The 26320-nt window shown below is 65.5% G+C and carries 27 protein-coding genes; 15 read left to right on the top strand and 12 right to left on the bottom strand.

All coding sequences use genetic code 11. The annotated features are described in order from the left end of the window. Positions 1–2: 2 nt before the first annotated feature. The 6 genes from GM910_RS20680 to fabD form a co-directional block, all read right to left on the bottom strand. The gene (locus GM910_RS20680; protein WP_159590741.1) at positions 3–890 is read right to left on the bottom strand and encodes a YicC/YloC family endoribonuclease; all 888 of its coding nucleotides are present in this window, start codon (positions 888–890) and stop codon (positions 3–5) included. Positions 891–932: 42 nt separating this feature from the next. After that, positions 933–2117 (bottom strand): endolytic transglycosylase MltG, encoded by a 1185-nt coding sequence (gene mltG / locus GM910_RS20675; protein WP_159590739.1) that lies wholly within the window; start codon positions 2115–2117, stop codon positions 933–935. A 102-nt stretch (positions 2118–2219) separates the two neighbouring features. Further along, the gene (gene fabF, locus GM910_RS20670) at positions 2220–3476 is read right to left on the bottom strand and encodes a beta-ketoacyl-ACP synthase II (RefSeq protein ID WP_159590737.1); all 1257 of its coding nucleotides are present in this window, start codon (positions 3474–3476) and stop codon (positions 2220–2222) included. Between the two features lie 57 nt (positions 3477–3533). Beyond that, positions 3534–3770, bottom strand: coding sequence for an acyl carrier protein (locus GM910_RS20665; RefSeq protein WP_159590735.1), 237 nt, complete (start codon positions 3768–3770; stop codon positions 3534–3536). A 186-nt stretch (positions 3771–3956) separates the two neighbouring features. Next, positions 3957–4694 (bottom strand): 3-oxoacyl-[acyl-carrier-protein] reductase, encoded by a 738-nt coding sequence (gene fabG, locus GM910_RS20660; protein WP_159590733.1) that lies wholly within the window; start codon positions 4692–4694, stop codon positions 3957–3959. Between the two features lie 47 nt (positions 4695–4741). After that, complete coding sequence (gene fabD, locus GM910_RS20655) at positions 4742–5683, bottom strand: ACP S-malonyltransferase (protein WP_159590731.1); 942 nt, start codon at positions 5681–5683, stop codon at positions 4742–4744. 285 nt (positions 5684–5968) lie between these two features. Here fabD and GM910_RS20650 point away from each other — a divergent pair, with 285 nt between their 5' ends. The 4 genes from GM910_RS20650 to GM910_RS20635 all read left to right on the top strand — a co-directional run bounded on the left by GM910_RS20650 (position 5969) and on the right by GM910_RS20635 (position 9048). Further along, entirely contained in the window at positions 5969–6256 is a 288-nt protein-coding gene (locus GM910_RS20650) for a hypothetical protein (protein ID WP_159590729.1), read from the top strand. 180 nt (positions 6257–6436) lie between these two features. After that, entirely contained in the window at positions 6437–7366 is a 930-nt protein-coding gene (locus GM910_RS20645; RefSeq protein ID WP_159590727.1) for an ABC transporter ATP-binding protein, read from the top strand. After that, positions 7363–8124 carry an ABC transporter permease gene (locus GM910_RS20640; protein ID WP_159590725.1) on the top strand — a complete coding sequence of 254 codons (762 nt, stop codon included), beginning with the start codon at positions 7363–7365 and terminating at the stop codon, positions 8122–8124. The genes GM910_RS20645 and GM910_RS20640 overlap by 4 nt, the downstream gene beginning before the upstream one ends. A 15-nt stretch (positions 8125–8139) precedes the next feature. Continuing rightward, entirely contained in the window at positions 8140–9048 is a 909-nt protein-coding gene (locus GM910_RS20635) for a S66 peptidase family protein (protein ID WP_246226245.1), read from the top strand. 35 nt (positions 9049–9083) lie between these two features. On the opposite strand, the gene GM910_RS20630 is transcribed toward GM910_RS20635, so the two are convergent. Next, positions 9084–9422, bottom strand: coding sequence for a type II toxin-antitoxin system TacA family antitoxin (locus tag GM910_RS20630; protein ID WP_159590723.1), 339 nt, complete (start codon positions 9420–9422; stop codon positions 9084–9086). 358 nt (positions 9423–9780) lie between these two features. On the opposite strand from GM910_RS20630, the gene rpsF reads away from it, so the two are divergent. The 11 genes from rpsF (at position 9781) to GM910_RS20575 (ending at position 21238) form a co-directional block, all read left to right on the top strand. Continuing rightward, a complete protein-coding gene (gene rpsF, locus GM910_RS20625; protein ID WP_159590721.1) occupies positions 9781–10242 on the top strand; it encodes a 30S ribosomal protein S6 in 462 nt (153 codons plus the stop codon). Then, the gene (gene rpsR, locus GM910_RS20620; protein WP_159590719.1) at positions 10242–10490 is read left to right on the top strand and encodes a 30S ribosomal protein S18; all 249 of its coding nucleotides are present in this window, start codon (positions 10242–10244) and stop codon (positions 10488–10490) included. Before rpsF ends, rpsR begins: the two co-directional genes overlap by 1 nt. A 277-nt stretch (positions 10491–10767) precedes the next feature. Next, positions 10768–11403 carry a 50S ribosomal protein L9 gene (rplI, locus tag GM910_RS20615; RefSeq protein ID WP_159590717.1) on the top strand — a complete coding sequence of 212 codons (636 nt, stop codon included), beginning with the start codon at positions 10768–10770 and terminating at the stop codon, positions 11401–11403. A 253-nt stretch (positions 11404–11656) separates the two neighbouring features. Continuing rightward, positions 11657–12910 (top strand): cyclopropane fatty acid synthase, encoded by a 1254-nt coding sequence (locus tag GM910_RS20610; RefSeq protein WP_159590715.1) that lies wholly within the window; start codon positions 11657–11659, stop codon positions 12908–12910. A 217-nt stretch (positions 12911–13127) separates the two neighbouring features. Further along, entirely contained in the window at positions 13128–14618 is a 1491-nt protein-coding gene (locus tag GM910_RS20605; RefSeq protein ID WP_159590713.1) for a replicative DNA helicase, read from the top strand. A 20-nt stretch (positions 14619–14638) separates the two neighbouring features. Then, positions 14639–15790, top strand: coding sequence for an alanine racemase (gene alr / locus GM910_RS20600; RefSeq protein WP_159590867.1), 1152 nt, complete (start codon positions 14639–14641; stop codon positions 15788–15790). Positions 15791–16007: 217 nt separating this feature from the next. After that, on the top strand, positions 16008–17393 hold the full coding sequence (gene radA, locus GM910_RS20595) for a DNA repair protein RadA (RefSeq protein WP_159590711.1): 1386 nt from the start codon (positions 16008–16010) through the stop codon (positions 17391–17393). Positions 17394–17477: 84 nt separating this feature from the next. Then, the gene (locus GM910_RS20590; RefSeq protein ID WP_159590709.1) at positions 17478–18023 is read left to right on the top strand and encodes a CvpA family protein; all 546 of its coding nucleotides are present in this window, start codon (positions 17478–17480) and stop codon (positions 18021–18023) included. A gap of 53 nt (positions 18024–18076) precedes the next feature. Next, positions 18077–19549 (top strand): amidophosphoribosyltransferase, encoded by a 1473-nt coding sequence (purF, locus tag GM910_RS20585; protein WP_201285561.1) that lies wholly within the window; start codon positions 18077–18079, stop codon positions 19547–19549. Positions 19550–19576: 27 nt separating this feature from the next. Next, positions 19577–20323 (top strand): SDR family NAD(P)-dependent oxidoreductase, encoded by a 747-nt coding sequence (locus GM910_RS20580; protein WP_159590707.1) that lies wholly within the window; start codon positions 19577–19579, stop codon positions 20321–20323. 195 nt (positions 20324–20518) lie between these two features. Further along, positions 20519–21238, top strand: a complete 720-nt coding sequence (locus GM910_RS20575) for a 2-acyl-glycerophospho-ethanolamine acyltransferase (RefSeq protein WP_159590705.1) — start codon at positions 20519–20521, stop codon at positions 21236–21238. 10 nt (positions 21239–21248) lie between these two features. Here GM910_RS20575 and GM910_RS20570 read toward each other — a convergent pair whose 3' ends face one another. The 5 genes from GM910_RS20570 to GM910_RS20550 form a co-directional block, all read right to left on the bottom strand. Beyond that, on the bottom strand, positions 21249–22064 hold the full coding sequence (locus GM910_RS20570) for a CDP-alcohol phosphatidyltransferase family protein (RefSeq protein ID WP_159590703.1): 816 nt from the start codon (positions 22062–22064) through the stop codon (positions 21249–21251). Beyond that, the gene (locus GM910_RS20565; protein WP_159590701.1) at positions 22064–22762 is read right to left on the bottom strand and encodes a phosphatidylserine decarboxylase; all 699 of its coding nucleotides are present in this window, start codon (positions 22760–22762) and stop codon (positions 22064–22066) included. The genes GM910_RS20570 and GM910_RS20565 overlap by 1 nt, the downstream gene beginning before the upstream one ends. A gap of 199 nt (positions 22763–22961) precedes the next feature. Further along, a complete protein-coding gene (locus tag GM910_RS20560; RefSeq protein ID WP_159590699.1) occupies positions 22962–23621 on the bottom strand; it encodes a dihydrofolate reductase family protein in 660 nt (219 codons plus the stop codon). A gap of 114 nt (positions 23622–23735) precedes the next feature. Next, entirely contained in the window at positions 23736–25580 is a 1845-nt protein-coding gene (locus GM910_RS20555; protein WP_159590861.1) for an ABCB family ABC transporter ATP-binding protein/permease, read from the bottom strand. Positions 25581–25627: 47 nt separating this feature from the next. Further along, the gene (locus GM910_RS20550) at positions 25628–25990 is read right to left on the bottom strand and encodes an ArsR/SmtB family transcription factor (protein ID WP_159590697.1); all 363 of its coding nucleotides are present in this window, start codon (positions 25988–25990) and stop codon (positions 25628–25630) included. Positions 25991–26320: the final 330 nt, after the last annotated feature.

Here is a 26320-nt window from a genome sequence, read left to right as displayed (position 1 = left end):
TGCTACTCCAGATTCTGCACCTGCTCCCGGAACTGGTCGACGACCGCCTTCAGTTCGAGGCCGATCGCCGTCACGGAAGCGGCATTGGACTTGGAGCACAACGTATTCGATTCGCGGTTAAATTCCTGCGCAAGAAAATCGAGCTTGCGCCCGACCGGACCGCCGGTGGCAAGAAGCGCACGGGCGGAGGCGACATGGGTCTTCAGCCGGTCGATTTCCTCGCGGATATCGGCCTTGGTAGCGAGGAAGGCCGCTTCTTGGTGCAGGCGGTTCTCGTCGAGGGCGGGCGCGGCGTCCATGAGAAGCCGTACCTGCTCTTCGAGGCGGGCGCGGATGTTGGCGGGTTCACGCGAAGCGTCCGCTTCCGCCCGCAGGGTGAGCGCCTCGATTGCCGCCAGGTGACCTTCCAGGACGACGCCGAGCGAGGCGCCCTCCTCGCGGCGTGCCGTCGCAAGCTCGTCCAGCGCCGTATCCAGCGCCCGCAGGGCGAGTTCGTCGAGCCGTGCGCGCGCCTCTTCGTCGGCGCTGACATCGGGCATCTCCATGACCCCGCGCAGCGCCAGAAGGCCGTCGGCCGTCGCCGGGGCGGCGCCGTGCTCCTGCTCCAGCCGGTGGGCGAGCTTCGCCACCTCGGCCAGGAACGCCTCGTCGACCACGGGGCGGCGCAATGCCTCGCCGCGCGTGACGGAAAGGCTGGCCTGTATGTTGCCGCGGGAGAAGCGCTTGCCAACAGCGCCTTTGGCCGGCTGCTCCAGCCGCTCGAAGCCCGGCGGCAGGCGCAGGCGCGCCTCCAATCCGCGGCCGTTGACCGAGCGAAGCTCCCAGGTGACCGCGGCCATCTCGTCGTCGAGCCCGGCGCGGGCGAAGCCCGTCATGCTTTGTAGTGCCATCTTCTTCCCCACCGCCTGCGATTCCTGCCGCGAGCGGCCGCGTCAGTTGCGCTCTTCGCCCTCTGGGGCATCGGTCTCGGCGGCTTCCGCCTCGGCGTGGGCCCTCCGCTCGCGCTCGATCTTGCGCCAGCGCGCCACGTTCTCGTTGTGCTCTTCGAGTGTCGTGGCGAAGACGTGCCCGCCCGAGCCGTCGGCGACGAAGTAAAGTTCGTCCGTCTGCGACGGATTGGCCACCGCCTCGAGCGCGGCGCGGCCCGGATTGGCGATCGGTGTCGGCGGCAGGCCGTCGACCAGATAGGTGTTGTAGGGCGTTTCCTTGGCAAGGTCGGAGCGGTAGATGGGGCGGTCGGCCGGCTTGCCCTCGCCGCCGAACAGCCCATAGATGACCGTGGGGTCGGACTGCAGGCGCATGCCCCGCTCCAGCCGGTTGAGGAAGACGGCCGCCACGCGCGAGCGCTCGTCGGCCTGCCCCGTCTCCCTCTCGACGATGGAGGCCAGCGTCACGAATTCGTCGATGTTCTGCAGCGGATGGTCCTCGGCGCGCCTCTCCCAGATGCTCTGGACCAGCTCGTCCTGCTGGGCCCTCAGCTTGGCGATAACATCCCTGCGCGGCATGCCGCGGGTGAAGCGCAGCGTATCGGCGGCGAGGCTTCCCTCGGGAGGCGTTTCCTCGGGCATGTCGCCCGAGAGTTCCTGGGTTGCGGCCACCGCCTTGAACACCTGGGCGACCGTGTGGCCCTCGGGGATGGTGAGCGAATAGAGCACGGACTTGCCGCTCTCCAGAAGCTCCATGATCTCGGCCATGGAAGCGCCGGCCTTGATCTCGTATTCGCCGGCCTTGAGGCTGGCGTCGGCGCCATGCACGCGCAGGCCGATGAGGAAGATGCGCTGGTCGCTGATGAGGCCCTGGCGCTCCAGCATCTCGGCGATCTCGCGCACGCCGGTATTGGGCCGAATGAGGATCGTCTCGGCCGCCGTCGACGGTCCCGGGCCCTCGAACTCGCGCTTGCCGAGATAGAGGACGACGCCGGTGACGATCACCAGGAAGACGACGGAGGAAACGACGAAATTCAGAAACACGACAAACTGATTGCGCGACTGGCGCGAGCGCTTGGGCGGAGGCGGCGTTCCCGCCTCGGGGCGCAGTGCCTCGCGCGCCGACCTGGCGGCGAGCGGCCTTGCCGCCTGCTCCGACCTTCTGCCGAAATTGTCCGATTCTTCCGTCATCGCGTCAGCCGTCTCCTCTCCCGCGATCAGCGGATTCATCGCCACAAAGTGAGGCACAATAGCGTCAAATTTCCGGCGTCAAAGCGCCGATCGCACGCGCGATCAGGCTTCGAAGCGCCGGAACGCCAGCGAGGCGTTGGTGCCGCCGAAGCCGAAAGAGTTGGACAAGGCCACGTCGATCCTGCGCTTGCGCGGCTTGTGCGGGACGAGGTCGATCGCCGTCTCGGCTTCCGGGTTGTCGAGATTGATGGTCGGCGGTGCCACACCGTCTCTGATGGCCAGGATCGAGAAGATCGCCTCGGCGGCACCCGCGGCCCCGAGAAGATGGCCGATAGAGGACTTGGTGGACGACATCGACACCTTGCCCGCCGCGTTGCCCATCAGGCGCTCGACGGCCTTGAGCTCGATGGTGTCGGCCATGGTGGAGGTGCCATGGGCGTTGATATAATCGACGTCGGCCGGCGTCAGGCCGGCACGCTTGACCGCCGCGCTCATGCAGCGGAACGCACCGTCGCCGTCCTCGGCGGGTGCCGTGATATGGTAGGCGTCACCCGTCAGGCCGTAGCCGACCACCTCGGCGTAGATCTTGGCGCCGCGCGCCTTGGCGTGCTCCAGCTCCTCGAGCACCACGACGCCGGCGCCCTCGCCCATGACGAAACCGTCGCGGTCGCGGTCATAGGGGCGCGAGGCCTTTTCGGGCGTATCGTTGAAGCGGGTGGAAAGCGCCTTGCAGGCGGAGAAGCCGGCGATCGACAGGCGGGTGACGGGCGATTCGGTGCCGCCGGCGAGCATCACGTCGGCATCGCCCAGCATGATGAGGCGCGATGCGTCGCCGATAGCGTGAGCGCCGGTGGAGCACGCGGTGACCACGGCGTGGTTCGGCCCCTTCAAGCGATGGCGGATCGACACCTGGCCGGAAACCAGATTGATGATATTGCCGGGAATGAAGAACGGACTGATGCGCCGGGGGCCACGATCACGCAGAATGAGCGCGTTCTCGGCGATGCCCTCGATGCCGCCGATGCCGGAACCGATCATGACGCCGGTGGCGTAGCGGTCGGCTTCGGTTTTCGGTTCCCAACCCGAATCGGCCAGCGCCTGGTCGGCGGCGGCGATGCCGTAGATGATGAAATCGCCGACCTTGCGCTGCTCGCGCGGCTCCAGGAAGGCGTCCGGATCGAACGCCCCCTCCCCCTCGCGCGGGATGGTGTTGGCAACCTTGCACGGCAGGTCGTCGACCTCGAACTGGTCGATACGCCTTGCCGCGCTCTTGCCGGAAAGCAGGCTCTTCCAGCTCTGCTCGGCGCCGAGGCCAAGCGGCGAGAGGAGCCCGATACCGGTGACGACGACGCGTCTCATTTTTACGGAATGTCCCGCCATTGTGGCAGTTTCAGCCGGGAGCCGGGCACGCCGGCGTCAGGCAGTCGCCTTGTCGATGTACTTCACCGCGTCACCGACGGTGAGAATCGTCTCGGCCGCATCATCAGGAATTTCGACGCCGAACTCTTCCTCGAAAGCCATCACCAGTTCGACGGTGTCGAGGCTGTCCGCGCCGAGATCGTCGATGAAGCTGGCCTGTTCGATGACCTTTTCGGCGTCGACGCCAAGATGCTCGACAACGATTTTCTTGACGCGTTCTGCAGTATCGCTCATGTGGGAACCCTCGACTTCATGAATTTCCGGTCTTCGTTAGCGGCAGGCTTGCCGCTAATCAAGCTGAAAAGATGACCGGATCAACGGCTTTCTCGCCCTTCACCAGCCGTCCTCGCCTTCTTTATAGACAGCCAGCCGTACCGCGCGCGCCATATCACGATGCAGGGCACGCGCCAAGCTGCTCCGTCAGATCATCACCATACCGCCGTTCACATGGATCGTCTGGCCGGTTACGTAGCCGGCTTCCGCGGAAGCCAGATAGACGACCGCGGAGGCGATCTCCTCGCCGGAGCCCATGCGCTTCATGGGAATGACACCCATGATCGCGTCGCGCTGCTTCTCGTTCAGCTTCTCGGTCATGGCCGATTCGATGAAGCCGGGGGCAACGCAGTTGACGGTGACGTTGCGGGTGGCGATCTCCTGGGCCAGCGATTTGGAAAAGCCGATGAGACCGGCCTTGGAGGCGCAGTAGTTGGCTTGGCCGGGGTTGCCGGTGACGCCGACCACGGACGAGATGTTGACGATGCGGCCGAAGCGGCGGCGCATCATGGGGTGGGTAAGCTCGCGCGTGAGGCGGAAGGCGGAGGTGAGGTTGACCTCCAGCACCGCGTCCCAGTCCTCGTCGCTCATGCGCACGAACAGGCCGTCGCGGGTGATGCCGGCATTGTTGACGAGGATGTCGACGCCTTCAAGCTCCGATTCCGCTTTTGCGGCCATGGCCTTGACTTCGTTGCGGTCGGACAGGTTGGCGGGAAAAACCTTCGTGCGCTCCCCAAGCTCGCCTGCAAGGCTCTCCAGCTTCTCGACGCGTGTGCCGTGCAGGCCGACGATGGCGCCCTGTGCGTGAAGAGCACGGGCAACGGCCTCGCCGATGCCGCCGGATGCTCCGGTGATGAGCGCCTTGCGGCCACTGAGATCGAACATGACCTGATCCTTTTTCGAATCTGCTCGGGAAATTCCTACCACAACGCTCAGGCGAGCGCCTTGATCGCCGCGTCTATATCCACCGGCGCATTGACCGCGATCGCCTCGAGATCCCGGTTGATGCGGCGGGCAAGGCCGGTCAGCACCCTGCCCGAGCCGATCTCGTAGAGCGTGCCGACGCCGTTCTCACCGAACCACTCCACCGTCTCGCGCCAGCGCACACGGCCCGTGACCTGCTCGACCAGGCGGGCGGCGATCTCGTCGGGATCGCTGAGCGGACTGACCGTGACATTGGCGAGGACCGGCACGGCAGGGGCGCCCTTGGCCACGTCGGCCAGGGCTTCGCGCATGCGCTCGGCGGCAGGCGCCATGAGGGCGGAGTGGAAGGGGGCGGAGACCGGCAGCATGATGGCGCGCCTGGCCCCCCTGTCGGTGGCAAGCCTGGCGGCCTCCTCCACGGCGGGCGCGGCGCCGGAGATGACAAGCTGGCCGCCGCCATTGTCGTTGGCGACCTGACAGACGGAGCCCTTTCCGGCTTCCGTGCAGATCGCCTCGACATCACCCGTCTCAAGGCCGATGATGGCCGCCATGGCGCCCTCGCCCACCGGGACGGCGGCCTGCATGGCGTTGCCGCGGATGCGCAGGAGGCGGGCCGTGTCGGCAAGGCTGAAGGTGCCGGCCGCGCAAAGGGCCGAATATTCGCCCAGCGAATGGCCGGCGACATAGGCGACCTTGTCTTTCAGCGACAGGCCGCCCTTCTCCATCACGCGGATAGTCGCCATGGAGACGGCCATCAGAGCGGGCTGGGCGTTGGCTGTCAGCGTCAATTCGTCTTCCGGCCCTTCCCACATGACCTTGGAAAGCCTTTGGGAGAGCGCCTCGTCCACCTCGTCGAAGACCGCGCGCGCTTCCGGAAAAGCTTCTGCCAGATCGCGTCCCATGCCGACCGCCTGGCTGCCCTGGCCGGGAAAAGTGAAGGCGATGCTCATTGCCGGCTACTCCCACGTCTTGATTGCCCGTTGGGGCGCACGTGGTGGCGCAACAGCCAAGCCGCGTCAAGCCTTTTGCCGGTGTCTGCGCCGGCGGCGGACACGAAAACTCCACAATTCGGTCCGCTAGTGGTCTGATCCAAACGGATGGTACCCACCTCTTTGGATAAGTCAGCCCACAAGCTATTGATCTGGTGGGGCGATTTGCCCTGACAGAGGGGTACCATCTGTCAGGGATCGCACCACTGGCTTTTCGCGCGTTGCCCCGTATTCGGAACCACTCTCATGTCTCAAAGCGCTCCCGCTTCCGCCGGCGACACGACCGGCCCTGCCCGTTCCACCCGTAGATGGACCCTGATGCGCGCCGTCGGTTTCGTGTCCGTGACGCTCTTCATCGCCACCGAAGTGTTCGCCGGCTGGGGAGCAAGCGTATGGGCGCTCTCCGGGCTCCTCGGCCTTGGCGCAATGGGGACGGAGGTGGTGGCCGTGCTGATCGGCCTGCCCGCGCTCTATGCGGTCTTCAAGTGCGCGCAGCTTGCGCTGATCGCCGAGTTGGACCCGGCAAACGATTGATTTTGCGGGCCGCTGCGGCGGCCGTGTCAGGAGATGTCACCCTCTCCGAAACGCCGGTATGGCAACCGGAGGCCAAGTGGCCTATATGAGACCGGCTTTGGCTTCCGGTGCCGCTCAGTGTGCCGCACCATGGCGCGTATCGAGTGCCGTTCCATTCCCCAGCCACATCGACGGTCTTCCATGCAGCACGCGATCTCCATTTCCAAGCTTTCCAAAGTTTACGATTCGGGTCTTGCAGCCCTGCAGGAGGTCGACCTCGACATCCGCAACGGCGAGATCCTCGCCCTGCTCGGCCCCAACGGCGCCGGCAAGACGACGCTGATCTCCATCGTCTGCGGCATCGTCAATCCGACCAACGGCAAGGTCAGCGTGCAGGGCCACGACATCATCAGCGAGTTCCGTGCCGCGCGGGAACTCATCGGGCTGGTGCCGCAGGAACTGCACGTGGAGACCTTCGAGACCGTGTGGGACACGGTGAGCTACAGCCGCGGCCTGTTCGGCAAGAAGCCGAAGCCCGAACTCATCGAGCAGCTTCTCAGGGATCTCACCCTGTGGGACAAGAAAGACAACAAGATCCTCGAGCTTTCCGGCGGCATGAAGCGGCGCGTCATGATCGCCAAGGCCCTGGCGCACGAGCCGAAGATCCTGTTCCTCGACGAGCCGACGGCGGGCGTCGACGTGGAATTGCGCAAGGACATGTGGCAGCTCGTGCGGCGGCTGCGCGAGGAGGGCGGCGTGACCATCATCCTCACCACCCACTATATCGAGGAGGCGGAGGAGATCGCCGACCGGGTGGGCGTGATCAACAAGGGCCGGCTGATCCTGGTGGAGGAGAAGAAGGAGCTGATGCGCAAGCTCGGCAAGAAGCAGCTCACGCTTGACCTGAACGACGTTCTGGAAACGCTCCCCGAAGCGCTCGGCCGCTACGACCTCGATCTGGAAAACGGCGGCGAGCGCCTCGTCTACCGCTACGACACGCAGGCCGAGCGCACAGGCATCGGCTCGCTGCTTGCCGACCTCAACCGGGCGGGAATCTCGATCAAGGACCTCGACACCGAGCAGAGCTCGCTTGAGGACATCTTCGTCACCCTGGTGGAGGAAACACGGTGAATTTCGAGGCCGTCAAAGCGATCTATATCTTCGAGATGGCGCGCATGCGGCGCACCCTGCTTCAAAGCGTGGTGTCGCCGGTGCTTTCCACCTCGCTCTATTTCATCGTCTTCGGCGCCGCCATCGGCTCGCGCATCGAGGAGATCAACGGCGTTCCGTACGGCTCCTTCATCGTGCCGGGGCTGATGATGCTGACGCTCCTGCAGAACTCGATCTCCAACGCCTCCTTCGGCATCTATTTCCCGAAATTCGTCGGAACGATCTACGAGGTGCTGTCGGCACCCATCTCCTTCCTCGAAATCGTGCTCGGCTATGTGGGGGCGGCGGCGACCAAGTCGCTCATCCTCGGCACCATCATCCTGGCGACGGCGCATCTCTTCGTGCCCATCGAGATCCGGCATCCCTTCTGGATGCTGTTCTTCCTGGTGGCGACTGCCGTGACCTTCAGCCTGTTCGGCTTCATCATCGGCATCTGGGCCGACAATTTCGAGAAGCTGCAGCTCATCCCGCTGCTCGTCGTCACGCCGCTGGTCTTCCTCGGCGGCTCGTTCTACTCCATCGAGATGCTGCCCGAGTTCTGGCAGAAGGTGACGCTCGCCAATCCGGTGCTCTACCTCATCAGCGGCTTCCGCTGGAGCTTCTACGAGACATCGGATGTGAGCGTGACCGTCAGCATCGCCATGATCTCGCTGTTCCTGGCGCTGTGCCTGGGGCTCGTGTGGTGGATCTTCAAGACCGGGTATCGGCTGAAGGTGTGAGGGATGGAGCCGAGCGTGATTGCCGTGATGCCGCCAAGGCTGAAACCGGGTGACACGGTCCGTTTCGTCTCTCCCGCAAGCACGCCTGAGAAGGACCAGATTCTCCGGCGTGCCGAGTTGCTGGAGAGCTGGGGCCTCAAGGTGGGGTTCGGCGCACACGCCTTTTCCAGCTTCGCCCGTTTCGCCGGCACCGATGAAGAGCGCCTCGCCGACCTCAACGATGCGCTCCGGGCCCCCGAGGTGCGGGGGATTATTGCCACACGCGGCGGCAAGGGCTCCTACCGGATCGCCGACCGGCTCGACTTCGACGCCGTTCGACGCGATCCGAAGCTCCTCGTCGGCTTCAGCGACATCACCATCCTGCATCTGATGCTTTGGAAGCAGTGTGGGCTGATCGGCGTGCACGGAGCAGTGACCCTTTGGGAGCCCTGCCGCGCCTTTATGCAAAATATTCTGATGGGGTCCGACGACATCGTGATCCAGTCCCGCGCGGAGGAGCCGACATCCGCTCTAACGACGGAAGGGCGCGCGCGGGGCCGGCTTATCGGGGGCAATCTCGACATGCTCGCGACGGCCGCGGGCTGGGCATTGCCAAGCCTGAAGGGAGCTATTCTTCTGGTGGAAGCGGTGAACTCCCGTCTGGGCCAGGTCGACCGGCAGTTGACAATGCTCCGCAAGGCTGGCCACCTGGAAGGCTTGGCGGGGGTTGCCGTCGGTCGATTCACGGGCTTCGAGCTTACAGGCGAGTTCACAATCATCGATCTGCTGCGGGAGCATCTTGGCCAATTGGATGTTCCGATTCTCGGTGGATTGCCGTTGGGCCATGACAAGGAGCCACTTGCCACCCTTGTGGGGGCGTGGGCGTTTCTGGACGTTGCGGCTGGAAAGCTTACGGCAGCCAGAAGCACAACAAATTCTCACTGAATGGCGCTGCTTACGACCACGCTATCTTAAGCAGATCAGGTGTGGGAGTTCGGTGGCAACGAGGGACCAGTTCGGCGCCCTGAACCAGATAAATCCGTCTGTTCGACAAGCTCTCCATGAAGCTTGGCAGTGCGACGAAGCCGCGCGTTAGGCTCTGGCGGATTGATGAGCGCTTCCGCGAAACGCATCTGGTCTTCGGGCGTCAGACGCAGGACATTCGCCTGCTCCAAGAGTTGGTGCACACTTTTACTGTACTTCTCCCAAATAGCCATGCGACGCCCCTCATGCGGTATACCCTTGTCATCGAAATCAGCGAACATCGCCCGAGACGAGACGGATAGGCAGACACCTTCGATCTCGTTCAGCTTTGTCATTGCCTCACGTCCGACGATAAACTTGCCAGTTCGGGCATCACGTTTGATAGAACTTCTCTCGGCCATATGCCCACAATATCACGGTTCACTCGCACTGCCAGCATTCTCAGCCGACCCGCGCCCTTGCATCCAGCCCAAAACCCTGTATATACGCGCCGTCTGCCGGTCCCAGTTGGGGGCTGAACGGAGGGCCGGGCGCTTGTTGCCCGTTGTGAAGGCAAAAAGTCTTCCGCCTCCCGTGTCTCCGCTCTCGACCGTCTCCAATACGCGCCTTTCTTCTCCGGCCAAGCCGGCAAGATAGGTCGCTGAGGCTTTAGCCGCTGGGGCCCGACGGACGGAACAGAAGAAAGGCAAGACAATGGCTCTATACGAACATGTGTTTCTTGCCCGGCAGGACCTCTCGCAGCAGCAGGTCGATGCGCTCCTTGAGCAATACAAGGGCGTCATCGAGAACGGCGGAGGCACGATCGGCCGGGTCGAGAACTGGGGACTGAAGTCCCTCGCCTACCGGGTCAAGAAGAACCGCAAGGCCTATTTCACGCTCGTGGACATCGACGCGCCGGCAGACGCCGTCAAGGAGATGGAGCGGCAGATGGGTCTGTCCGAGGACGTGCTGCGCTTCATGACCGTGCGCGTGGACGCACACGAGGAAGGCCCGTCGGCAATGATGCAGCGCCGCGACGACCGCGGCCCGCGCCGCGACGACCGTGGCCCGCGCCGTGACGACCGCGGCCCGCGCGGTGACCGCGACGACCGTCCGCGCCATGATCGCGATGACCGCCCGCGCCAGCCGCGCGACGCCAGTGAGGGAGGCCAATAATGGTCGACATCAACCAGATTCCGACGCGGCGCCCCTTCCACCGCCGCCGCAAGACCTGCCCGTTCTCCGGCTCGAACGCGCCGAAGATCGACTACAAGGACGTCAAGCTCCTGCAGCGCTACATTTCCGAGCGCGGCAAGATCGTGCCGTCGCGCATCACCGCAGTGAGCCAGAAGAAGCAGCGCGAGCTTGCCAGGGCGATCAAGCGGGCGCGCTTCCTGGGCCTTTTGCCCTACGTGGTGAAGTAAGACCGGCCGCGGGCGCATCGGCGCCCGCGCCCCCTCCCCGCGGCGGGCGCGGATCGAGGGACAGGAAAATCCCGAGTTGGGGCGAGGCCCCTAACTGCCAGAAGGGCAGGACAGCGAACCTGAAGCCGCAAGGCACCCGTTTCCTGACCTGCCTTCCATGCTCAAGCGGCTGTTGAGAGCCGCCGAAGCCAAAGCGGCTGAGAGCCGCCGAAGCCAAAGCGGCTGAGAGCCGCCGAAGCCAAAGCGGCTTATAGCCGCCGAAGAAGGAAACGGAACGATGGAAATCATTCTCCTGGAACGCATCCCGCGACTCGGCCAGATGGGCGACGTCGTGAAGGTCAAGGACGGCTTTGCGCGCAACTTCCTGCTGCCGCGGGGCAAGGCGCTGCGCGCCAACGAGGCCAACAGGAAGAAGTTCGAGACGCAGCGCGTCGAGCTCGAGGCGCGCAACCTGGAGCGGAGACAAGAAGCCGAGGGCGTCGCCGAGAAGCTCGACGGCCAGAGCTTCGTCGTCGTCCGCTCGGCCGCCGAGACGGGACAGCTCTACGGCTCCGTGTCGCCGCGCGACATCGTTGAGGTGCTGGACGGGAACGGCTTCAAGATCGGCCGCAACCAGGTCGATCTCAACCAGCCGATCAAGACGATCGGTGTGATCAACGTAGCGATCGCGCTGCATCCCGAGGTCGTCGTGACCATCAGCCTCAACGTCGCCCGCTCGGCCGAAGAGGCGGAGCGTCAGGCGCAGGGCGAGACGCTGGATTCGGCCGAGGCGATCTACGGCGAGGACGTCAACGAGAGCGCCCGGCCGGAGGAGTTCTTCGATCCGGAAGCCGAGTTCGCTGAACCGGAAGAGGCGGAGGAAACCGCTGCCGAGGAGGCGCCCGCCGGGGGCGAGGAGGAAGAGAAGGCCTGAGGGTCGATTCTTCCCTGAGCGCGCATTTGGGGCCGGGCGGCAACGTCCGGCCCCACACTTTTTGTGAGCCAATATTTCAGGCGAATTGAGCCAATTGTGTCCAGACGGCCGCCAGCGCCAGAGTGGGCGGATTGCCGCGTCTTTCGCGATGTCAGCAGTCTTTTCGCCTCGGCGCGGCCGAGCCCTCGGAACCCTTTTCAACAGTGACGCTTGTGATACATAATCGCAACATCCCAGGCTAGCGGGGTGAGTGATGAACCAGTTGCTTGCGAAACTTGCTTCCCGCCTCGTGCGGGCTGGCTCCCTGAGCATCACGGACGCGGACGGCGCGGTGCACCGTTTCGGCGACGGGTCCGGCGAACCGGTACATATCGTCATCCATTCCAGGCGGGCCGAGCGGGCGATCGCTATCGACCCGATGCTGGCGGTCCCCGAAAGCTACATGGAGGGCGAACTGGATTTCGAGCAGGGCGACGTCCTGGCGCTGCTCAAGCTCAGCTATCAGAACCTGGAGGGCGCCGGCGCGGAGGCGTTCGTCATGAAGGTGGGCGAAGGCGTGCGCTATCTTTTCCGCCGCCTGCACCAGTTCAACCCCGCCGGCCGTTCCAAGCGCAACGTCGCGCGCCATTACGACCTCTCCGGCGAGCTCTACCGGATCTTCCTCGACGAGGACATGCAGTATTCCTGCGCCTATTTCCCCGAGCCGGACACGTCTCTGGAAGAGGCGCAGCGCGCCAAGAAACGCCACATCGCCGCCAAGCTGGCGCTGGAGCCGGGCCAGAAGGTGCTCGACATCGGCTCCGGATGGGGCGGGCTGGGGCTTTATCTGGCGCGCCAGTTCGATGTCGATCTCCTCGGCGTCACCCTGTCGGAAGAGCAGCACGCGGTCTCCCGGAAGCGGGCGAAGAAGGAGAAGCTCGACGGCAAGGCGCGCTTCGAGATCGCCGACTACCGGGCGCTTTGCGGACCGTTCGACCGTATCGTCTCGGTCGGCATGTTCGAGCATGTGGGCATCAACCACTACCGCACCTTCTTCGACAAGTGCGCACAGCTCTTGAGCGACGACGGCGTGATGCTCCTGCACACGATCGGCCGCACCTCCGGACCGACGGTCACCAACGCCTTCATCCGCAAGCACATCTTCCCCGGCGGCTACATCCCTTCCCTTTCGGAGGTGATTCCGGCGATCGAGAAGTCCGGCCTCCTGATCACCGATATCGAGGTCCTGCGGCTGCACTACGCGGAGACGCTGAAGAACTGGCGCGAGCGCTTCCTGGCCAATCGCGACAAGGTTCTGGAGATCTATGACGAGCGCTTCGCACGCATGTGGGAATTCTATCTCGCCGGCTCCGAGGCCTCCTTCCGCTGGCAGGACATGGTGGTCTTCCAGATCCAGCTCGCCAAGAAGCGCGAAACGCTGCCGCTGACGCGCGATTATATCGGCGAGACGGAGAAGCGGCTGGCCGCCCCCAACGGGCGAAAGACGTTTACCGACGCGGCCGAATAGGAATATTATCCACCCTACCCAGGTGATTCGCTGTCAAGCATGGAAAACGCGGGAACGCGTTTTCCACCGTGCGTGGCGTGATTGCGTGTGGATAGCGGGATGCTTCGGCACAACAGCCTTACGCAGCGGCGCGCAAAGGTCTACGAGAGAACGGTTTTGGGGGCGCCGGATTGGTCCGCTGTTATCCGGCAGCCATAATAGCGACAACGGAAATCCGATGGCTGACGCAGTCCGCAAGCTGAACACGGCGGAAACGCCTCTTTATCGCGAGGCACCCAACAATATCGAGGCCGAGCAGGCGCTCCTCGGCGCCGTCCTCGTCAACAACGACGCCTTCTACCGCGTTTCGGACTTCTTGAAGCCGACCCATTTCTACGAGCCGCTGCACCGCAAGATCTACGAGGTGGCGGGCGAACTCATCCGCATGGGCAAGATGGCCAATCCGGTGACCATCAAGACGTTCCTGCCCGCCGATGAGAAAGTGGGCGAGATGACGGTGCAGCAGTACACCGCGCGGCTCGCCGCGGAGGCCGTCACCGTCATCAACGCCGCCGACTACGGCCGCGCCATCTATGACCTCGCCATCCGCCGGGCGCTGATCACCGTCGGCGAGGACATGGTCAACATCGCCTATGACGCGCCTGTCGACATGGCGCCGGGCGAGCAGATCGAGGATGCGGAGCGGCGGCTGTTCGAGCTTGCCGAGACCGGGCGCTACGACGGCGGCTTCGAAAGCTTCGGCGATGCCACCAAGATCGCCGTCGACATGGCCAACGCCGCCTTCATGCGCGACGGGCATCTGTCCGGCATCGCCACGGGCCTGCGCGACCTCGACCGGCGCATGGGCGGCTTGCAGCCGTCGGACCTCATCATCCTCGCCGGCCGCCCCGGCATGGGCAAGACGTCGCTTGCCACCAACATCGCCTTCAACATCGCCAACGCCTACGAGCCGGCGCCGCAGGCCGACGGCTCCTTCGCCGCGGCCAATGGCGGCGTCGTCGGCTTCTTCTCGCTGGAAATGTCGTCGGAGCAGCTCGCCACCCGCATCATCTCCGAGCAGACGGAAATCCCCTCCTCCAAGATCCGCCGCGGCGAGATCTCCGAGGCCGATTTCGAGAAGCTGGTGGGCTGCGCCCAGATGATGCAGAAGATCCCGCTCTTCATCGACCAGACGGGCGGCATCTCCATCGCCCAGCTCGCCGCGCGCGCAAGGCGGCTGAAGCGCCAGCGCGGGCTCGACGTTCTCGTCATCGACTACGTGCAGCTCATGCAGGGCACCAGCGCCCGCGCCCAGCAGAACCGCGTGCAGGAGATCACCGAGATCACCACCGGGCTGAAGGCGCTCGCCAAGGAGCTCGCCGTGCCGATCCTCGCCCTCTCCCAGCTTTCCCGCCAGGTGGAAAGCCGCGAGGACAAGCGCCCGCAGCTTTCGGACCTGCGCGAATCGGGCTCCATCGAGCAGGACGCCGACGTGGTTCTCTTCGTCTACCGCGAGGAGTATTATCTGGGCAACCGCGAGCCGAAGCCCGGCACGGAAGAGTACATCAAGTGGGAGAGCGAGATGAACGAGGCGCGCGGCAAGGCCGAGGTCATCATCGCCAAGCAGCGCCACGGGCCTACCGGCACCGTCAATCTCGGCTTCCAGGGCGAGTTCACCCGCTTCTCGGACCTTGCCGAGGATTCTCACCTACCGGAGCGTTTCGAGTAGAGGTGCCCTATTTGCCCGACATGACCGGCAGTGGACCAGCGCCGCATCTGGCCGGGGGGCGGCTGACCGTCGATCTTTCCGCGCTCGCCGCGAATTATCGCCTTTTGGCAAAACGCTCGGCGCCGGCGCAGGCAGCCGCCGTGGTGAAGGCCGACGCCTACGGGCTCGGCCTTGGCCCCGTGGCGCGCGCGCTCTGGGCGGCGGGATGCCGGCGCTTCTTCGTGGCGCTGCCGGCGGAGGGCCTGGCGCTGCGCAACGTCCTGCCGGACGCGGAAATCTTCGTCTTCAACGGGCTTTTCGGCCCGGAAGCGGCGGCCGCCTACCGCGAGGGGCGGCTGATCCCGGTTCTCAACGCGCAGAGCGACCTTTCCATCTGGGAAGCTTACGGCTGGGACGACGGCGAGACGCCGCGCCCCTGCGCCATCCATGTAGAGACGGGCATGAACCGGCTTGGCCTGGCGCCGGAGCGGGCCCGCACCCTGGCGGAAGAAAACGCGCTGACGAATGCGCTCACCCCGGTCCTGGTGATGAGCCACCTCGCCTGCGCGGACACGCCCGGCCACCCCATGAACCGGCGGCAACTTGAATCCTTTCAGGCACTTCGGGCGCTTTTCCCAGAAACCGAATCAAGCCTTGCCAACTCCGCCGGCATCTTCCTCGGCGGCGATTACCTGTGCGATGTCACACGGCCGGGCATCGCGCTCTACGGCGGGGCGCCGGTCAGCGACGCGGCAAACCCGATGCGGCCGGTGGTGACGGCGGAAGCGCGTGTGGCGCAAGTGAAGCAGGTGCGCGCCGGCGACACCGTAAGCTACGGCGCCGCCCCGCTTCATCGCGACACGATCATCGCCGTCGCCTCCACCGGCTATGCCGACGGCTACCATCGCGCGGCCTCGGGCGGCGGCGTGCCCTTGCGCGACGTGCGCGGCGGCGCCAGCGGCTTCATCCACGGGCACGAGGCGCCGGTCATCGGCCGGGTGACGATGGACCTCTCACTTTTCGACGTCACCGCGCTCGGGCCGGACGCGGTGGCGGTGGGCGACCACATCGAATTGTTCGGGCCGAACATGCCGATCGATGCCGTGGCGGAGGCTGCCGGGACGGTCGCCTACGAGCTTTTGACGTCGCTGGGGCGGCGGTATCACCGCGAGTATGTGGGGGGTGGGGTGTGAATCGATTACCGGTGTGTCGCGCCCGTCTCGCCCCCCTCTGCCCTGCCGGGCATCTCCCCCGCAAGGGGGGAGATTGGCTGGCGGCGATGTCGGCTCCTAAACCGCAACGGTCGAGGCGAGGCAGCACTGACAGCGTAATCTCCCCCCTTGCGGGGGAGATGCCCGGCAGGGCAGAGGGGGGCGAGACGGGCGCCGGCGGCAACAGGATGTTCCCCTAATGGCCAAATCCCGCGTCCAGTTCATCTGCCAGAACTGCGGCACCGTGCATGCCCGCTGGGCGGGCAAGTGCGATGGCTGCGGCGAGTGGAACACGCTTGTCGAGGAAGGCACCGTCGGCGGCATCGGCGCCGGGCCGCAGTCCTTGCGCAAGGCGCGGGCCGGCCGCGCCGTGGCGCTGACGACGCTTTCCGGCGACATCGAGGATGCGCCGCGCATCGTCACCGGCATCGGCGAACTGGACCGGGCGACGGGCGGCGGCTTCGTGCGCGGCTCGGCGCTTCTGGTGGGCGGCGATCCGGGCATCGGTAAATCCACCCTTTTGACCCAGGCGGCGGCCGCCCTTGCCGCGAGGGGCCACCGCGTCATCTACGTCTCGGGCGAGGAGGCGGTGGCGCAGATCAGGCTCAGGGCACAGCGGCTCGGCGTGGCGGAAACGCCGGTGGAGCTTGCCGCCGAGACCAATGTCGAGGACATCCTGGCCACCATCGGCGACGGCAAGAGGCCCGACCTCGTCATCCTCGATTCCATCCAGACGCTGTGGACCGACCTTGCCGAATCGGCGCCGGGCACCGTGACGCAGGTGCGTGCGGCGGCCCAGGCGATGATCCGCTATGCGAAGTCGACGGGGGCGGCCATCGTGCTTGTCGGCCACGTGACCAAGGACGGGCAGATCGCCGGCCCGCGCGTGGTCGAGCACATGGTGGACGGCGTTCTTTATTTCGAGGGCGAAGGCGGGCATCACTACCGCATCCTGCGCACGGTGAAGAACCGTTTCGGCCCGACGGACGAGATCGGCGTCTTCGAGATGGGGGACAAGGGCCTGCGCGAGGTGCCGAACCCATCGGAGCTTTTCCTCGGCGAGCGCAGCGCGGCCGCACCCGGCGCCGCCGTCTTCGCCGGCATGGAGGGCACGCGGCCGGTGCTGGTGGAGATCCAGGCGCTCGTCGCCCCCTCCCCGCTCGGCACGCCGCGGCGCGCCGTGGTGGGCTGGGATTCGCCCAGGCTTTCCATGGTTCTGGCAGTGCTCGAAGCGCACTGCGGCGTGCGATTCGCCACCCATGACGTGTACCTGAACGTGGCCGGCGGCTACCGCATCTCGGAGCCTGCGGCGGATCTGGCGGTGGCGGCCGCCCTCGTCTCCTCGCTCACCGGGCTTGCTCTGCCCGCCGATTGCGTCTATTTCGGCGAAATCAGCCTCTCGGGCGCCGTCCGTCCGGTCGCGCATGCGGCAAGCCGGCTCAAGGAAGCCGAGAAACTCGGTTTCGGCCAGGCCGTCATGCCGCCGGGAAACGAAGAGCCCGCGGGCGGCATTTCGGCGCAGGCATGGCGGCCGGAGGGACTTGCGGATCTCGTTGCCCGGATAGCCGGGTCGCGTGCGCCGTGAAGGAGAAAACCTTGGCGGATTGGCTGGCAGGATACGGGAAGAAGCGGTATTGGGCGTGCTTCCTAAAACGGAGTTGGGTTGACGATGCCAATCACGCTGCTTGACGGAATCCTCGTCGGCTTCACGCTCGTCTCGGCGATGCTGGCCATGGTGCGCGGATTCTCGCGCGAAATCCTGTCCATCGCCTCCTGGGCGCTTGCGGCGATCGCCGCCTATTTCTTCTACCCATTGGTGCTGCCCTATGTGACGCCCTATATAGGCAATGCGATGGTCGCTCTGGTGGCGGCGGCGGCAGCGGTGTTCTTTGTCGCGCTCATCATCGTGACGGTGATCACGATGAAGCTGGCCGACTTCATCATCGATTCCAGGGTCGGCGCGCTCGACCGCACGCTGGGCTTCCTGTACGGCGCGGTGCGCGGCATCCTGGTGATGGCGGTGGCGCTTTTGTTCCTGAACTGGCTCCTGGGTGCGAACCCGCCGAGCTGGGTCGCGGAAGCGAAGTCGCGCCCGCTCCTCGAGGGCGTCGGAGAGTGGCTGCAGGACCTGCTGCCCGACGACCCGGAGACATCGATCCTCGACCGCGTGTCGCCCGGCTCGAATGCGGCGGGCGAGGCGGAGACGAACAACTGACGGCCCGGAAGGCCGCCAGAAGGTAAGTTAACCAAGGCACGAGGCGGCCAGCGATGGCGGACGACACAAATTTGCCTTTCATGGGCGAAGCCGACGATCATTTTCACGACGAGTGCGGCGTGTTCGGCATCTTCGGGCGCCAGGACGCGGCGGCCATCGCCACGCTGGGCCTGCACGCCCTGCAACACCGCGGCCAGGAGGCCGCCGGCATCGTCTCCTTCGACGGTACCCAGTTCCATGTCGAGCGGCATATCGGGCTCATCGGCGACACTTTCACCAAACCCACCGTCATCGAGCGGCTGAACGGCTCCCGCGCCATCGGCCACACCCGCTATTCGACCACCGGCGGCTCTGGCCTGCGCAATGTGCAGCCCTTCTTCGCCGAGCTTGCCGAGGGCGGGCTGGCGGTTGCCCATAACGGCAACATCACCAACGCGATGACCGTACAGCGCCGGCTGCAGAAGCAGGGCTCGATCTTCTCCTCCACCTCCGACACCGAAACCATCATGCACCTGGTGGCGACCAGCAAGGAGCGCGACACCAACGCCCGCTTCATCGACGCGGTGCGCCAGCTCGAAGGCGCCTTCTCGCTGGTGGCGCTGACATCGAAGAAGATGATCGGCTGCCGCGACCCCCTGGGCATCCGCCCGCTGGTGCTGGGCGACCTCGACGGCGCCTCTATCCTGGCCTCGGAGAGCTGCGCGCTCGATATCATCGGCGCCCGCTTCGTCCGCGACCTCGAGCCGGGCGAGATGGTGGTGGTCACCGAACAGGGGATCGAGAGCTTCTTCCCCTTCAAGAAGGCCAAGCAGCGCTTCTGCATCTTCGAATACGTATATTTCGCGCGGCCCGATTCCTCGGTCGAAGGGCGCAACGTCTATGAGGTGCGCAAGCAGATCGGCGCTGAACTGGCGCGCGAGAGCCCGGTTGCGGCCGACATCGTCGTGCCGGTGCCCGATTCGGGCACGCCGGCGGCCATCGGCTTCGCGCAAGCAGCGGGGATTCCTTTCGAGCTCGGCATCATCCGCAACCACTATGTGGGCCGCACCTTCATCCAGCCGACCGATTCCATCCGCCACATGGGGGTGAAGCTGAAGCACAACGCCAACCGCCGCCTGATCGAGGGCAGGCGCGTGGTGCTTGTGGACGATTCCATCGTGCGCGGCACGACGAGCCAGAAGATCGTGCAGATGGTGCGCGATGCGGGGGCGGCGGAAGTGCACATGCGCATCGCATCGCCGCCGACGCGCGCCTCCTGCTTCTACGGCGTCGACACGCCGCAGACGGCGAAGCTGCTTGCCTCCCGCATGTCCGTTGAGGAGATGGCGGAGTTCATCCGCGTCGATTCGCTCGGCTTCCTGTCCATCGACGGGCTTTACCGCGCGGTCGGCGAAGCGGCGCGCAATAACGGTGAGCCGCAGTTCTGCGACGCCTGCTTCACCACCGAATACCCGACGGAGCTGACCGACCACCACGGCACCGACAACGTGCGCCAGCTCTCGCTGCTGGCCGCCGGCGGGCAGTAGGCGCCACGCAAGCGGGACCATTCATCCATGACCGACTCCCTCGACCTTTCAGGCCGCATCGCGCTCGTCACCGGCGCCTCGCGCGGCATCGGCTATTTCCTCGCCAAGGAGCTGGCGGCGGCGGGCGCCCATGTGGTCGCCGTGGCGCGCACCGTGGGCGGGCTTGAGGAACTGGACGACGAGATCAAGGCCGGCGGCGGCGAGGCGACGCTGGCGCCGCTGGACCTGACCGACATGGGCGGTATCGACCGCCTGGGCGGCGCCATCTACGAGCGCTGGGGCAAGCTCGACATCCTGGTGGCCAATGCCGGCATCCTCGGCACCATTTCGCCCATCGGCCATGTAGAGGCGAAGACCTTCGAGAAGGTGATGACCATCAACGTGACGGCCACCTGGCGGCTGATACGCTCGGTCGACCCGCTTCTGAGGGCCTCGGACGCGGGGCGCGCCATCGTCATGTCGTCGGGTGCCGCCCATGTCGCCCGCGCCTTCTGGGCGCCCTATGCGGCTTCCAAGGCGGCTGTCGAGGTCCTGGTGCGCTCGTGGGCGGACGAGACCAAGAACATGCCGCTCAGGGTCAACTCGGTCAGCCCGGGGCCCACGCGCACGGCGATGCGGGCGCAGGCAATGCCCGGCGAGGACCCGCAGACCCTGCCGCACCCGGCGGAAGTGGCGGCGAAAATCCTGCCGCTGGCGAGCCCGGCGCTGACGGAGACCGGGCTCGTCTTCGACGTCCGCAAGGACCGCTTCCTGCACTACCGGCTGCCGGAATAGGGCCCTTTCCCCAAAACGCGATTGACCTTGCCCGGTCTTCGGTTACCCTCGCGCGGAGCGGCCACCAGAAGCCGCGGCAGGGAGAGAGCACCGTCGGCCATTGTTGCGGTGAATCAAGTCGTGGCTCCAACTCATTGTTTATGTGAAAATTAGACCGATTGCGGAGACCGGCCTGCGGCTGGGAGGTGCGGAAGAATGACGATAGCCATTGCGCTTGTGGCAGCGATCCTGGCTTTGTGGCTTGCCGCCGCGGCCTATTGCCGAATGCGGCGGGGCATGAGCCTTCACCAGGCGATGCTCTATGCGCCGCTGAAGGTTTTCTTCCGCATCGGCGACGGCGCCATCGCCAGGGCCCGCGCGGCGGAGCCGCCCGTCATCTATGCGGTGTGGCACCGGTCGAAGCTGGAGCCGGCGCTGATGCTGGCGCTGCTGCCGAACGACACGCTGCATATCCTGGACGAGGCCTCGGCGCGCTCCTGGTGGCTCGACCCCTGGCGGGCGCTGGCGCGCACCATCGCCTTCAACGCCCGCCATATCTTCGTCAGCCGGCGGCTGGTACGCCGCCTCCGGGGCAATGGGCGGCTTGCGGTCTATCTGCCGGACAACGAGGCGCCGGACGCCAAAGCCTTCCGCCTCTTCCGGGCGATCGCCCGCATCGCCGCAAAGGCGGAGGCGCGCGTAGTGCCGATCCATGTGGAGGGTTCGGGGCGGTCGCTCTTCGCGCTGGCGCCGAACGGCGGGCGGCAGCTTCTGCCGCGCCTGACGGTGGCCACGCTCGAACCCCTGACCATCGCCGAAATGATAGCGCTCGCGCCGACCGAGGCAAAGCCGGTGGCCGCCAACGCGCTGTTCGACCGCATGCTGGCGGTCCGCCGCGCGACACCGCAGAAGATGGAAGACCGCGAGATGGCGTAGCGTAACGCCCTCAGTCCTCGTCATCCTTCGCGGCGGCGGCTTCCTCGCGCGCCGCACGGCGCGAATAGGCGCGCACGCTGAAGACGAGGAAGACGAGATAGGCGATGGCCGAGGCCGCCATGGTCTGCCAGGTGTAGCTCGCCAGAAGCAGAGCATAGAAGACGACGACGAGCATCAGGGGCATCACCAGTTCGCGGCGCACGCGGCTGCCGGAGCTTTTGCCTGAATAGACCGGCAGACGGCTGATCAGCAGGACCGCGACAGCCAGCGTATAAGCCGAGGCGACAAACGCTATCGGACGGTCCGGCACAACGCCGAGAAACCCGAGATAGACCGGCAGCATGACGAGCGCGGCGCCCGCCGGCGCCGGCACGCCGACGAAATAGTCGGCCTGCCAGGCCGGGCGGTCCGGATCGTCCAGCATGACGTTGAATCGGGCAAGGCGCAGCGCGCAGGCGATGGCGAAGAGAAGCGCGGCGATCCAGCCGATGGCCCCGGCCCTGTCGAGCAGGTAGGCGTAGAGCACAAGCGCCGGAGCGACACCGAAATTGACGATGTCGGCCAGCGAATCCATCTGCGCGCCGAACTTCGACGAGGCCTTGAGCATGCGCGCCACGCGCCCGTCCACGGCGTCGAGGAAGGCGGCGAAAAGCACCATGATGACGGCCGTTTCCACCCGCCCCTCGAAGGCAAGGCGAATACCGGAGAGCCCGGCGCAGATGGCCAGAACCGTGATCAGGTTCGGCACCATCAGGCGCAGCGGGATCTCGCGGATGCGCGGCCCCCCGCCGCCGTGCGGCTCGAAAGGCGGAAACGGCCCGGCCATCAGGAGACGCGCACGAGCGTTGGCGCTTCCTCGCTGCCGAACTCGGCGATGACCGTCTCGCCGCCGATCGCCGTCTGGCCGACGGCCACGCGCGGCCGGGCGCCTTGCGGCAGGTAGACGTCGACGCGCGAGCCGAAGCGGATGAGGCCGAATCGCTCGCCGACGGCGATCTCACCCGGCGCCTCGGCCCAGCAGAGGATGCGACGGGCGACGAGGCCGGCGATCTGCACCACGGGGACCGGCCCATGCGGGCTTTCGATGACGAGGCTGTTGCGCTCGTTCTCACTACTCGCCTTGTCGAGATCGGCGTTGAGGAAGCGGCCCGGCCGATGCTCGATCAGCGAGATGCGCCCGCGCACGGGGGCGCGGTTGATGTGACAGGAGAAGACGTCCATGAAGATGGAAATCCGCATCATCTCGCCCGCCCCGAGGCCGAGTTCGGCGGGCGGCGTGGCGGGGCCGACGGAGGAGACCGAGCCGTCGGCCGGCGCGATCACCAGCCTGTCGTCAACCGGTGTGACGCGCAACGGATCGCGGAAGAAATAGGCGCACCAGGCCGTGAGCAGCATGCCGATCCAGAAGAGCGGTTCCCAGATGAGGCCGAGGACGAGGGAAGCCACCGCGAAGCCGGCGATGAAGGGATAGCCCTCGCGATGGATGGGCACGAATGTCTTTCGGATCGTGTCGGTCAAGCTCATCGGTTCTCCGCGCCCCGGTGGATATCAGGTGCGGATTTCCTATCGGAAAGAGCGACAGGCTGCAACGCGCAGGCAACAGCCCTTAGCTTTGACCGTTTTGTTTATTGGAACGGTTCAGGCATGGATCCTCGGGTCAAGCCCGAGGATCCATGCCTGAACATCGACGCGCTAACAGCGGTCGAACATAAGGCCGCTCGTATCAGCTCAGGTTCCTGCGCCGCTCCAATTCCGCCTCGGTTGGCTGGTCGAATTCGAACGAGCCGGTCGTGACCTTTCCGGCGCGGACGTATTTGTTGGTCGTAACGCCGGAATCGGAGACCCTCGAACCGACGAGTTTCAGCGCACCGGGAAAGGCACCGCCGCCGAACAGCTTCTTGCCCTTCCCGAGCACGACCGGAAAGAACGAAACGTTGATCTCATCGACAAGATCGTTTTTGAACAGGGTCTGCAGGAAATCGGTCGAGCCTTGGGTCAACAGATCCGGCCCGTCCTCGCTTTTCAGCTTCCTGACCGCGGCGACCACGTCCTTGCCCAGCAGGTGGCTGTTCTGCCAGGTGAGCCTAAAATCCGGATTGCGGGTCGCCACATATTTGTCGATGCGGTCGAACAGCGGCCCGATCGGATCGTCGGCGTCGACATAGGGCCAATGGGCGGCGAAAATGTCGTAGGTCTTGCGGCCGAGCAGAAGGTTGAATGGCTTGGCGAACATCTCGCCCACCGCCTCTCCCATCTTTTCATCGAAATAGGGAGCGACCCAGCCGCCATATTCGAAGCCGCCGGTGGGGTCCTCGTCCGGGCCGCCCGGCGCCTGCATGATTCCGTCGAGGCTTACAAATGCGCCAACAATGATCTTTCTCATCTCTGCACTCCTTCGGCTCGCGTTATGTATCGAGGACGTCTCAAGGCCTCGCATTCCGACAGCGATCCGAAAAAGAAGGCTCGCCGCACCATTGAACGGCGGCCGGCGGCCGGCTCAGTAGCTCGGCACCTTCCTCACCACCACGCCCATCTCGTCCGTCTCGCGGGCAAGCCGCAGGCGCTCTTCGGCCTCGCTCGCCTCGCGCTGGCGGTCCCACATCTCGGCGTAGAGGCCGCGCGCGGCGATGAGCCCGTGATGGGTGCCGCGCTCGGCGATGCGGCCGTCCTTCAAGACGATGATCTCGTCGGCGCCAATGACGGTGGAAAGCCGGTGGGCGATGACCAGCGTCGTGCGGCCCCGGCTGACCAGGTCGAGGGCGGCCTGGATCTCCTGCTCGGTGTGAGTGTCGAGCGCCGAAGTGGCCTCGTCGAGGATGAGGATCGGCGGCGCTTTCAGGATGGTGCGGGCGATGGCCACGCGCTGCTTCTCGCCGCCTGAAAGCTTCAGGCCCCGCTCGCCCACCATGGTGTCGTAGCCATGTGGCAGGCCGTCGATGAAATCGGCGATCTGCGCCAGTTCGGCGGCGCGGCGCACCTCCTCTTCTGTAGCGTCGGGACGGCCGTAGCGGATGTTGTAGGCAATCGTATCGTTGAAGAGCACGGTGTCCTGCGGCACCATGCCGATCGCCGCGCGCAGGCTTTCCTGCGTGACGTCGCGCACGTCCTGACCGTCGATCAGGACGGCGCCTTCCTGGACGTCGTAGAAGCGGAAGATGAGGCGCGAGATGGTCGATTTGCCGGCGCCCGAGGGCCCCACCACCGCCACCGTCCTGCCGGCGGGGATGTCGAAGCTGATCCCTTTTAGGATCGGCCGGTCCCCGTCATAGGCGAAGGCGACATCGTCGAAGCGCACATGGCCCCGATCGACCGCGAGGGGTGCCGCGCCCGGCCGGTCCCGCACCTCGGCTGGAACGTCGAGCAGATCGAACATCTGCTCGATGTCGGTAAGGCCCTGGCGGATCTCGCGGTAGACGAAGCCGATGAAGTTGAGCGGAATGGAAAGCTGCATCAGCATTGCGTTGATGAAGACGAAGTCGCCCACCGTCTGCGTGCCGCGCATCACTTCCCATGCCGAAAGCCCCATGGCGGCGGCCATGCCGAGGCCGAAGATGACGCCCTGGCCGAAGTTGAGCCAGCCGAGCGAGGTCCAGGTCTTGGTGGCGGCCTCCTCGTAGCGCCCCATGGAGCGGTCGAAGCGATTGGCCTCCATCGCCTCGTTGTTGAAGTATTTCACCGTCTCGAAATTGAGCAGCGAATCGATCGCCTTGGTGTTGGCGTCGGTGTCGGACTCGTTCATCTCCCGCCGGATGGTGATGCGCCAGTCGCTCGCCCGCACCGTGAACCAGGTGTAGAGCCACACGGTGACGGCGATGATGGCCACATAGGCCCAGCCATAGGCGACGGCGAAGATGACCGCCGAAAGCGCGAATTCCAGGAGCGTCGGCACCGTGTTCAGGATGGTGAAGCGGACGATGGTGTCGATGCCCTTGGTGCCGCGCTCGATGATGCGCGACAGGCCGCCCGTGCGCCGCTCCAGATGGAAGCGCAGCGACAGCGCGTGCATGTGCACGAAGGTGCGGTAGGCGAGCTGGCGCACGGCGTGCTGGCCGACGCTGGCGAAGAGCGCGTCGCGAAGCTGGTTGAAGCCGAGCTGGACGACACGCACCAGATTGTAGGCGACCACCAGCATCAGGGGGCCGGCGAGGATGGCGGGCAGATAGGCGGGTGCCGTGCCCTCGCCCGAAAGAACGTTGGTGGCCCATTTGTAGAAATAGGGCACGAGAACGAGGATCACCTTCGCCAGGACGAGGAAGACGGTGGCTATCACCACGCGAAACTTGAGATCCCGCCGGTCCGATGGCCACATATAGGGCCACAGGTTCACAAGCGTGTGGAGCATGGAGCCGGATTCGGCGGAGACGGTTTTTTGGGCCAATGCGTGTTGCCTCAGATTTCCTTGCCGTTCTCGTCCGCCCGCGCGGCGCAGGGATCGAGCAGGCCGCCCACCGCCTCGGAAAGCGCCAGCAGCGCCTTACTGTCCACCGCGTAGCGTGAGCGCTGCCCCTGCGGGCTCATGCGCACCAGCCCCGCCTCCAGGAGGATTTTCAGATGCTGCGAGACGGTCGACTGGGCAAGCCGCAGCCGGCAGACCACGTCCTTGCAGCAGCAGTAATCGACACCCGAGAGATAGCGCAGGATCTCGATGCGCGCGGGATGCGCCAGGGCGAAAAGGCCGCGGGAAAGCACATCGGGCGCGCAACAGCCGGAAGCGGGCGCTGACGGTTCGGAGATGTTTGCCAAGCTATTCATCGTTCATCGTCGATATACGATGAATAGGGAATTGCCAAGGGGTGTTGCGTTTTCCTTGGGGATCGCGGGCGATCAAGGGTCTGCTCTGGTTCTCGGAACGCCGGCGCCCCTTCGCGCCCCCTCTGTCCTGCCGGACATCTCCCCCGCGAGGGGGGAGATTGCGCCGGCCGCTTGCTCAGGCGCTTTTCCCTGCAACGTTGGCGATTGGCGAAAGTCACCGTGACGGCCAATCTCCCCCCTCGCGGGCAGGGCTATCGCATATGAGTAAAGAGCTCATGGAAGAAGTCTCTATTCCAGTTTGCGCGGCGCATTTTACTGGCGATTGGCTTG

Source organism: Chelativorans xinjiangensis (genome assembly GCF_009812055.1).
GTDB classification, from domain to species: Bacteria; Pseudomonadota; Alphaproteobacteria; order Rhizobiales; family Rhizobiaceae; genus Chelativorans; species Chelativorans xinjiangense.
This window is presented reverse-complemented; position numbering and strand designations above follow the sequence as displayed.

Bases quoted from the DNA above. Each gene is read 5' to 3' on its own strand.
- rpsR (WP_159590719.1), top strand. From the start codon at position 10,242: ATGGTCGACATCAACCAGATTCCGACGCGGCGCCCCTTCCACCGCCGC.
- fabG (WP_159590733.1), bottom strand. From the start codon at position 4,694: ATGTTCGATCTCAGTGGCCGCAAGGCGCTCATCACCGGAGCATCCGGC.
- GM910_RS20665 (WP_159590735.1), bottom strand. From the start codon at position 3,770: ATGAGCGATACTGCAGAACGCGTCAAGAAAATCGTTGTCGAGCATCTT.
- purF (WP_201285561.1), top strand. From the start codon at position 18,077: ATGGCGGACGACACAAATTTGCCTTTCATGGGCGAAGCCGACGATCAT.
- GM910_RS20605 (WP_159590713.1), top strand. From the start codon at position 13,128: ATGGCTGACGCAGTCCGCAAGCTGAACACGGCGGAAACGCCTCTTTAT.
- GM910_RS20550 (WP_159590697.1), bottom strand. From the start codon at position 25,990: ATGAATAGCTTGGCAAACATCTCCGAACCGTCAGCGCCCGCTTCCGGC.
- rpsF (WP_159590721.1), top strand. From the start codon at position 9,781: ATGGCTCTATACGAACATGTGTTTCTTGCCCGGCAGGACCTCTCGCAG.
- GM910_RS20610 (WP_159590715.1), top strand. From the start codon at position 11,657: ATGAACCAGTTGCTTGCGAAACTTGCTTCCCGCCTCGTGCGGGCTGGC.
- GM910_RS20580 (WP_159590707.1), top strand. From the start codon at position 19,577: ATGACCGACTCCCTCGACCTTTCAGGCCGCATCGCGCTCGTCACCGGC.
- GM910_RS20565 (WP_159590701.1), bottom strand. From the start codon at position 22,762: ATGAGCTTGACCGACACGATCCGAAAGACATTCGTGCCCATCCATCGC.
- GM910_RS20560 (WP_159590699.1), bottom strand. From the start codon at position 23,621: ATGAGAAAGATCATTGTTGGCGCATTTGTAAGCCTCGACGGAATCATG.
- GM910_RS20645 (WP_159590727.1), top strand. From the start codon at position 6,437: ATGCAGCACGCGATCTCCATTTCCAAGCTTTCCAAAGTTTACGATTCG.
- mltG (WP_159590739.1), bottom strand. From the start codon at position 2,117: ATGACGGAAGAATCGGACAATTTCGGCAGAAGGTCGGAGCAGGCGGCA.
- GM910_RS20570 (WP_159590703.1), bottom strand. From the start codon at position 22,064: ATGGCCGGGCCGTTTCCGCCTTTCGAGCCGCACGGCGGCGGGGGGCCG.
- alr (WP_159590867.1), top strand. From the start codon at position 14,639: ATGACCGGCAGTGGACCAGCGCCGCATCTGGCCGGGGGGCGGCTGACC.
- GM910_RS20590 (WP_159590709.1), top strand. From the start codon at position 17,478: ATGCCAATCACGCTGCTTGACGGAATCCTCGTCGGCTTCACGCTCGTC.
- radA (WP_159590711.1), top strand. From the start codon at position 16,008: ATGGCCAAATCCCGCGTCCAGTTCATCTGCCAGAACTGCGGCACCGTG.
- GM910_RS20630 (WP_159590723.1), bottom strand. From the start codon at position 9,422: ATGACAAAGCTGAACGAGATCGAAGGTGTCTGCCTATCCGTCTCGTCT.
- GM910_RS20680 (WP_159590741.1), bottom strand. From the start codon at position 890: ATGGCACTACAAAGCATGACGGGCTTCGCCCGCGCCGGGCTCGACGAC.
- GM910_RS20650 (WP_159590729.1), top strand. From the start codon at position 5,969: ATGTCTCAAAGCGCTCCCGCTTCCGCCGGCGACACGACCGGCCCTGCC.
- fabD (WP_159590731.1), bottom strand. From the start codon at position 5,683: ATGAGCATCGCCTTCACTTTTCCCGGCCAGGGCAGCCAGGCGGTCGGC.
- fabF (WP_159590737.1), bottom strand. From the start codon at position 3,476: ATGAGACGCGTCGTCGTCACCGGTATCGGGCTCCTCTCGCCGCTTGGC.
- GM910_RS20575 (WP_159590705.1), top strand. From the start codon at position 20,519: ATGACGATAGCCATTGCGCTTGTGGCAGCGATCCTGGCTTTGTGGCTT.
- rplI (WP_159590717.1), top strand. From the start codon at position 10,768: ATGGAAATCATTCTCCTGGAACGCATCCCGCGACTCGGCCAGATGGGC.
- GM910_RS20555 (WP_159590861.1), bottom strand. From the start codon at position 25,580: ATGCTCCACACGCTTGTGAACCTGTGGCCCTATATGTGGCCATCGGAC.